This is a genomic window from Zarconia navalis LEGE 11467, from assembly GCF_015207075.1.
Classification (GTDB): domain Bacteria; phylum Cyanobacteriota; class Cyanobacteriia; order Cyanobacteriales; family Geitlerinemataceae; genus Zarconia; species Zarconia navalis.
Window position 1 is genome coordinate 1 of the sequence record NZ_JADEXN010000272.1, and the last position, 7125, is coordinate 7125.

Genomic DNA, 7125 nt, shown 5'->3' on the forward strand with positions numbered 1-7125 from the left:
GACTTATTCACCGGAACGGAACCCGGCGTTGCCGAGGAGAACCTGCAATCGCGAATTCGAGGCAATTTGCTCATGGCAATTGCCAATAAATTCGGACACCTGCTGCTATCGACGGGTAACAAATCCGAAATGGCGGTGGGATACTGCACTCTCTACGGCGATATGGATGGGGGTCTAGCGGCAATCGCCGATGTTCCCAAAACCCGCGTTTTTTCCCTGTGTAAATGGTTGAATACTCGCGAAGCGGGAGTCGAGGTGATTCCGAGCAATATCATCGTCAAACCCCCAAGCGCCGAACTCAAACCCGATCAACTCGATCGCGATTCCCTTCCGCCTTACGAAATCCTCGATGATATTTTGCATCGACTGATTCATCACCACCAATCTCCCGATGCAATTGTCGATGCCGGACACGATCGAGATATTGTCAAACAAGTGGTACGGCTGGTGCGGCGGGCGGAATTCAAACGCCGCCAAGCGCCCCCCGGACTCAAAATTACCGATCGCGCCTTCGGAACCGGTTGGCGAATGCCCATTGCCGCCCACCGTCAGCCGCCCTCGGTTTAATCGTCGTTCGTTCGGGTTGAGAAGGCCTCGGATACGGGAGAAAGACGCTCGATCGCATTTCTTTGATTCCCTTTTAACCAACAGCGTTATATTTGCCCGACAGGTAAGGGTTGCCCATCGCAAATTTGAGGCCGATTTTCCCGTACCAGCCACTCCAAAACACTTTCTTCAACTTGAGCCATCTCTTGCAAAACTCGGGCGTAATGTCCGACGATCGCCAAATCCGACAGTTTTCCCATATTCAGTAGGGTGTCTGGAGTCGCATTGAGGCGATCGCAAAGAACTCTCTCGAATTCGGCAATTCGATCGCCTTGCCAACCCAACGCAATCAGTCGGAAAAAACTGGCAGAGGCTTGAGTAAATAAATGACCGGAAACGATCGTGGAATCACTCGGTTCGGAATTGAAGGGACATAACAGAATGTGGCGATCGAGATTGGCTTTCTCTCCATAATCGCAATAGGGCGATCGGCTTAAAATTAGCAAGCTAGAATTAATGTTGATGCATTCTTCCCGAATCGAAACAGCTTCGCGATCGTACCAACCTTTAATAATTTCTTGAAACTTTTCTGGCTGGATATTACGATAGGTTCTGGGTTGGTCGATCGAAACCACTAAAGAACCCAATAGATCGGCATACTTAGCTAATTTCCGCAGGTTGCGATAGTTAAGACGACCGATCGAACCCGCCAGACTTTCCCAGTCCGAACCGATTAACGACAGCGACATATCGTAGGCAACTCTCGATCCTTCCCCAAAGATATTTAAAATCGGGAAACTTTTGTCTCCAGTTTCTTGTTGCTTGTGCCAAACTTGTAAACTACCCACAACCCAACCCATCGTAAAGAGGGTGGGCATAAAGTTTCCTCCGCGACAATTCCAGGCCGCGCGCACTAGTTCGCTAAGTGCATTGGGGTCTTCATGAGGTTGCATGGGGCAGAACACTGGTTGTCTGACCTGAGAACTAAATCGACCGAAAACACTCAATTTTTCATCCCCCTGCCAAGGGGATTCCTCTGGAGAAATTCGCTCTCCTTGAGGAGTATAGTATTTCACTCGTTTTTCGCGGTAGGAATTGGGTACATCCCGATACTCTTTAAGAACCCAAGAGCCATCCTTTTGTTGTCCGTATCGCTCGATCGATTTTCCCGTTGCTGGAGTTCCGGTTTCTGGCTCATCAGTGAGAGATATTCCCGGACTTGAAGAGTTGATCGTCCACTGGGCGGGATAGGTGACTCGTTCGAGAATTCCAGCCCAATATTCCAGCATTTTTAGCAACATAAATAGAGTCCTCTGAATTTCTTGAAAAGCCACATAGTAGCTATTATGCTTGCAAACGCAGTTGCTGAAAACCGGCCAAAAACGAGCTATCTCAAAATCTGTACCGAATCGGCATAAACGATCGGTTCTTTTTCATATTCAACTTCTAAGACTTCTACGAGTTCCAAGTCTGAAGTTAAATAATAATCTTCATCCCATTCAGAACGGACAAACTCGCGGACTTCACCCGTGACTTGAATTCTTTGCCCTTGAGCTAAATTATTCGCTTCTACATCAATACCGACGATGAGAATATTATCCATATTCAAAATGTCTAAGAATTCTTCATCTTCTTGTAACTGAAGAGAGTTAGGGCTAACAATCCGATCGATTTCTCCCGTTATCGTAACCGTCTCCCCGACAAACTCATCTGTTACGTCAGTAATCGTATCGACTGTTGTTTCGACGCTATCTTCAGCCTTAGCCGTTTCAATTGCGGTAAAGCAACATAGTAACGTTAATAAAAAGACTTGACCGACCCGATATCCAACAGAACTATTTTTTCTTGACAGGAGTGACATATATTTTGAAACGATCGCGACTAAATTAATTGAAAGAATTTATTATCTACTCTAAGTATGGAAAAATACTTTTACAAGAAGCACAGCAACAGATCTAAAGCTATCTCCTCATGAGGTTATTAGAAATATTTTAGACTGCTGACTAAACTACATATGGACTTTGGCTTTTTTGTCCGAAACCGAGATGTCTACCCCCTTTTTGCTACCGTGCCTCATCCCGTGCTTCTAGCTTTTCTTTCATATTAAGAGGTTCTTCTGGAGCCATTTCGACTCCGGCCGATGCCGCCATTCGATCGATATCGTTTTGTTCCACCATCGGATCGGCTTTAGAGATTTTTTCTTCTATTTCACGATCTTGGCTTGTCGGAATATCTTGAGGATTGGTGTTATTCATTGTTATGTTCGATTTATTTTATAATGCAACAAGAAAGGCAAAATATAGCGAATTAAGAACGGAATATTTTGCCTTTTTCCAAGTCAAACAATACTCTCTAAGTCTAGATAGCCACTCTAGATAATTAGCGCTGCGAGGTAGCCAGCCCCCACAAGAAGATTAGGAGCATTGCACCGAGAATGGCTGTGACAAGCGAAGCCAGGCTAAAGCCGCCTGCGGCTGCCGCGCCAATCCCTAATAGTTGACCCACGAAACCACCAGCCAACGCTCCCAAAATTCCCAGTCCGATGGTTGCAAAAATACCGCCACCTTGGTTTCCCGGATAGATCAATTTAGCCAGTGCACCGGCAACTAAACCTAAGACAACCCAACTTAAAATACTCATTTTTTAGTAATTGCTTACTTTTCATTGACGAAAATACTTGAGGTGGGGCTTACACAAGTCTACATTTTAACAACTTCAATCTAAGGCGAGTCGTACCCTCAGCTTCGATCGTATCTATGCGTAAGCCCGATGAAGATGACCCAGAAGTGTTAAGCTAAACGCTTAGTCAATTCGAGCTTTTATCTCGTCTTTGATGTTCTCTTTCACGTGTTGAGCTTGAGCCTCAACCTGTTTGGCTTGACCCTCGGCTTTATCTTCTGGGTTTCCGGTGAGTTCGCCAACGGCTTCTTGCACCTTACCCTCGATATTCTTTGCCGTAGCATCAATTCTTTCTTCGATACTCATGGATATTAACCTCTATAGATTGAAAAAAACGTTAAATCTTTTGATATAGTTTTTGATTTGCGGTTGATTCTCTACATCAAAAGTTAAATATCGATTTTAGGTTTCGAGTAACCTTCATCTTAATAATACGATTGGAGTTCGAGAAAAAGCTTGTATCTATAGAGAGATTTGGGGACTCTATCGGAAGGCAGAGACTTCACAAACCACCACTTTCCCAAGACTTATCGGGCATTCTCCTTCGATATGGCAGTTGCTAGAGGAGGGATATGCGACAAAAGAGTTCGTGCGGTTCCTCAATTGTCCCAAGCTCTGGAAAAAACACTCAATTTGGATGCGAGAGCGACGATCTCTGGGGAGAATCTTTCTAAAGATAGATGTCTAAAATCTTAAATAAATATTAATTTCATTCACATGAACTTAGCTTAGTATTTTTTTAATCTGAGTTATGAATAACCATCGAGTTTTAAGTCTAGAGCAGCAACTCAAGTTGAGAGTCGATCGAGAGGAGATCGGACATAAGAGCCAGGAACAAGCTCAACGCGATTTGTTTGTACTCGTACAACATATAGATATATAGATAGATGCGTAAGGATAATTTCCTCAAGCACCTCCTGACTCAGAAAGCCTGAAATGTGAGTGCTACAGTTATGGTTATTATTCTTGCCCGCTATCCCTCTTAAGTTGAGAACCGATGAATACTTCCGAATTGACTTGCGGGCAAATCGAACAAATTTTGTCCGATCGCATAGAGGAATGCTACCGCCAAACCTTTGGAGATGGGTTGAAATCCGTTAGCTGTCACTTATTCAAGGCTACGCTCGCGATCGCACTCGAGCGTTCGATGACGCCAGCCGAAGAACTACTCGCAGCCTCCGGAAAAGATTACTCAGCGGAACTCTTTCGAGAGACACTCCACAAAATCCTGCAACCGTGCATTCAAGAATTGGTCGAGGAAGTTTTTCAAACGACCGCGATCGATTTACTCATCGCTACCAATCCGAAGACGGGTCGAACGGGTTCGATCGTCATCTTAGAAAAAGCTCCTAAATTTCAGGTTCGATCGAGTAACTGTATGGAGGCAACAGACAACAAAACACTGTCTTAAAAAAAACTTTTCGATCGCTCGATGGCGACCCTACCTCATCATTTCTCCATGGCTGGGGTTTGAGTCGATCGATCTCTCAACATTCACCTAGAACAGTAACCTAAGCTTGAGTTTGGCTTACTGCGCATCTGGTCAATATGGATAAATTACCATGACTACCCTACAGCTCACACGCGGACAAATCGAACGCACCCTTTCACAGCGTATCCAGGCATTATATCGAGAGCGCCTGGGGCATCAGCCGAGTAAAGTCACCTGCGAGCTTTTTGATGAAAAGCTGACCATCTTGCTCGAAAATTCAATTACCCCAGCCGAGCAACTTTTGCTTGAGGAAGGAAAGGAAGAGTCTGTAGAGCACTTGCGCTCGGATCTCGATGAAGTCATTCAACCCTATATCAAAACCACCATCGAAGAAGTTTTAGGAATATCCGTTCTCGATCTCCTCAGCGATGCCACTCTAGAAACCGGACGCATGGGTTTGATTGTCATTCTAGAGAGCGCCCCAAGTTTTCGGACTTCACCGGGCCGCAACCGGCGGCAATAAATGCTTCTTCGGCTGACTCGCAATTCACGCATAGCAGTTTTTGCCCAAGGTAAACCCCGATCGGTAACCAGTACACCCGTTGAATCATCTCAAATTTTCTCTACGTATTGATATTGATACGGAGTCTATGTTTTCGCAAACTGCTATAAGACCTCCACAAAAACAAACCGGGGAGAGCTAAGTTAAGGAGTTAAGTGCTCCACCGAGCATTTCTGAGTTGACCGAGCGATCGAACTAAACCTATCGTTACAACGTTGCGGCTTCGGCTTTGCGAGTTTCCTCGGCTTTCATCCGTAACAATTGCGGTAGAGTCACAAAACGATATCCTTGTTTTTCGAGCACCTCAATAATCTGTGGCAAAGCCTCCACCGTCGCTCCTCGCGGACCGCCTCCATCGTGCAAAAGGACGATCGCCCCAGAATGGATACCCCCAATCACGCGCTCGGCAATACCTCCGAGGTTAAGCATATAGTCTCGACTATCCACAGACCACATCGCCACCGCATAATCATTTCGAGCCGCATAATCAACCAAACCATTGGTCAGATTGCCTCCCGGCGGACGGAACAGCCGAGTCTGTACACCCGTCAACTCTTGTAGTAGATCGGCCGTGCGTCCAAATTCTGCGGCGGCAGTTGCCTCATCGATCGGGTGATAGTGATGGTGCCAGGTATGATTGCCCACCGCATGACCCTCTTCCACCACTCGCTTCATAAACTCGGGGTAAGCCTGCATATGACTGCCGACGATAAAAAAGGTGGCTGGGACCTCGTACTTCTTCAACAGATCCAACACTTTGGGCGTATCGGGCATCGGACCGTCGTCAAACGTCAGGGCTACCACTTTCTCCCCACTGGGCAATTCAACCTTTTCAAACGTTTGTCCCTGAAACTCGACCGGGATCGCGTAGCTATTGGCAGGAGTCAGAGAAGCTTCTAATTGAACCAGCTTGGCATCGATCGTCTCAATTTGACTCGCCACAACCTCTTTGAGCATAGGAACGTTTGAGGGCAAGGGAGAAGTCGTAGATTCGGACTGTGTTGGTTGCTTGCTAAACGCAAAGAGCCTCTGAGGTAACGGTTGAAATGCGAGTAAAAAGGCACTGAGGTTGGCAATGCCCGTAAAAATGAGAAGGGTTCGCAAGGGTTGGCGCTGACGGGTCGGTCGGTTTCGGTATGTCATGAAAAGCTCGGTCTATGTCGATATCGGGGTGAGTGAGAGATTTCTCAATCTGTTCGCCAGACTTGGGGAAAATTTGTGGTGGCAAGCGCGAGGGCACTCGATCGAGTTTTGACTCGAAATATCTTCACGCGAGTTTGCAGCAGATGAGGAACTAGAGGACGAACCCATCTTTAAGCATCCCAAAGTGTGCGGCTAATTCCGCAAAACGTTCAATTTTTCGAGATACTGCGCGACAACAACTTTGACACGGTCAAATTGGCGAGCTTAACCTCATAAACGATGACCCTACCAGTAATACTACTGCTTTGCGACTTCGTTTTGGCTGAGCTATGAATAATTTAACCCGTTATTTGAATAATTCCCTCGTGGGATGGAAAAATTTCGAGTGCGGGGGCTGCGCGCGTTCGTCGGCAGGAAGGTTGAAGAAAAAATTGCCCTGACTCGAGCCTGGTATGGGAGTATTCCCCTGAATCCATTGGTGACAAGTTAAGGTCATCTCGGCATTGTCAATGCTGCAATATTTGGTCGAAAACCCGGCACGCGCGGGGGTCTCCCCCCAACCCTCCGCCTTTGGCTTCGCCCTCCCGCGCTTGGGACGAACGCCTCCCGGTCGCGCTCGCCGGTCGTTGTGCCCCCTGCGGACAAGAGTCAAATCGCCGAAACCCATTATAGGATGGGAATTTGAGGATTCAATCCCGTCAACTTGACATCGGAGCAAATTGCTTAACTTGTCACCCATGGCCTGAATCTAATAGACATATCC

The 7125-nt window shown here is 46.6% G+C and carries 10 protein-coding genes; 4 read left to right on the plus strand and 6 right to left on the minus strand.

The features are described 5' to 3' along the window. The coding region (gene nadE, locus IQ235_RS14355) for an NAD(+) synthase (RefSeq protein ID WP_264322134.1) at positions 1-567 on the plus strand (567 nt) is incomplete at its 5' end. An 86-nt stretch (positions 568-653) separates the two neighbouring features. On the opposite strand, the gene IQ235_RS14360 is transcribed toward nadE, so the two are convergent. From IQ235_RS14360 to IQ235_RS14380, 5 genes are all read right to left on the minus strand, one after another. After that, entirely contained in the window at positions 654-1847 is a 1194-nt protein-coding gene (locus IQ235_RS14360; protein WP_264322135.1) for a hypothetical protein, read from the minus strand. A gap of 86 nt (positions 1848-1933) precedes the next feature. After that, the gene (locus IQ235_RS14365; RefSeq protein WP_264322136.1) at positions 1934-2407 is read right to left on the minus strand and encodes a hypothetical protein; all 474 of its coding nucleotides are present in this window, start codon (positions 2405-2407) and stop codon (positions 1934-1936) included. Between the two features lie 202 nt (positions 2408-2609). Beyond that, entirely contained in the window at positions 2610-2801 is a 192-nt protein-coding gene (locus IQ235_RS14370) for a hypothetical protein (RefSeq protein WP_264322137.1), read from the minus strand. Positions 2802-2925: 124 nt separating this feature from the next. Continuing rightward, positions 2926-3186, minus strand: coding sequence for a GlsB/YeaQ/YmgE family stress response membrane protein (locus IQ235_RS14375; RefSeq protein ID WP_264322138.1), 261 nt, complete (start codon positions 3184-3186; stop codon positions 2926-2928). Between the two features lie 162 nt (positions 3187-3348). Beyond that, entirely contained in the window at positions 3349-3531 is a 183-nt protein-coding gene (locus tag IQ235_RS14380) for a CsbD family protein (RefSeq protein WP_264322139.1), read from the minus strand. A 445-nt stretch (positions 3532-3976) separates the two neighbouring features. On the opposite strand from IQ235_RS14380, the gene IQ235_RS18945 reads away from it, so the two are divergent. From IQ235_RS18945 to IQ235_RS14390, 3 genes are all read left to right on the plus strand, one after another. Further along, complete coding sequence (locus IQ235_RS18945; RefSeq protein WP_405196682.1) at positions 3977-4108, plus strand: hypothetical protein; 132 nt, start codon at positions 3977-3979, stop codon at positions 4106-4108. A 114-nt stretch (positions 4109-4222) separates the two neighbouring features. After that, positions 4223-4636, plus strand: a complete 414-nt coding sequence (locus IQ235_RS14385) for a Na-translocating system protein MpsC family protein (protein ID WP_264322140.1) — start codon at positions 4223-4225, stop codon at positions 4634-4636. A gap of 151 nt (positions 4637-4787) precedes the next feature. Beyond that, positions 4788-5180: a Na-translocating system protein MpsC family protein gene (locus IQ235_RS14390; RefSeq protein ID WP_264322141.1), complete on the plus strand. Its 393-nt coding sequence runs from the start codon at positions 4788-4790 to the stop codon at positions 5178-5180. A gap of 246 nt (positions 5181-5426) precedes the next feature. On the opposite strand, the gene IQ235_RS14395 is transcribed toward IQ235_RS14390, so the two are convergent. Continuing rightward, positions 5427-6362, minus strand: coding sequence for a polysaccharide deacetylase family protein (locus tag IQ235_RS14395; RefSeq protein WP_264322142.1), 936 nt, complete (start codon positions 6360-6362; stop codon positions 5427-5429). Positions 6363-7125: the final 763 nt, after the last annotated feature.

Excerpts from the sequence above, each read along its gene's own strand:
- IQ235_RS14375 (WP_264322138.1), bottom strand. The coding sequence starts at position 3,186 with ATGAGTATTTTAAGTTGGGTTGTCTTAGGTTTAGTTGCCGGTGCACTG.
- IQ235_RS18945 (WP_405196682.1), top strand. The coding sequence starts at position 3,977 with ATGAATAACCATCGAGTTTTAAGTCTAGAGCAGCAACTCAAGTTGAGA.
- IQ235_RS14380 (WP_264322139.1), bottom strand. The coding sequence starts at position 3,531 with ATGAGTATCGAAGAAAGAATTGATGCTACGGCAAAGAATATCGAGGGT.
- IQ235_RS14385 (WP_264322140.1), top strand. The coding sequence starts at position 4,223 with ATGAATACTTCCGAATTGACTTGCGGGCAAATCGAACAAATTTTGTCC.
- IQ235_RS14390 (WP_264322141.1), top strand. The coding sequence starts at position 4,788 with ATGACTACCCTACAGCTCACACGCGGACAAATCGAACGCACCCTTTCA.
- IQ235_RS14360 (WP_264322135.1), bottom strand. The coding sequence starts at position 1,847 with ATGTTGCTAAAAATGCTGGAATATTGGGCTGGAATTCTCGAACGAGTC.
- IQ235_RS14365 (WP_264322136.1), bottom strand. The coding sequence starts at position 2,407 with ATGTCACTCCTGTCAAGAAAAAATAGTTCTGTTGGATATCGGGTCGGT.
- IQ235_RS14395 (WP_264322142.1), bottom strand. The coding sequence starts at position 6,362 with ATGACATACCGAAACCGACCGACCCGTCAGCGCCAACCCTTGCGAACC.
- IQ235_RS14370 (WP_264322137.1), bottom strand. The coding sequence starts at position 2,801 with ATGAATAACACCAATCCTCAAGATATTCCGACAAGCCAAGATCGTGAA.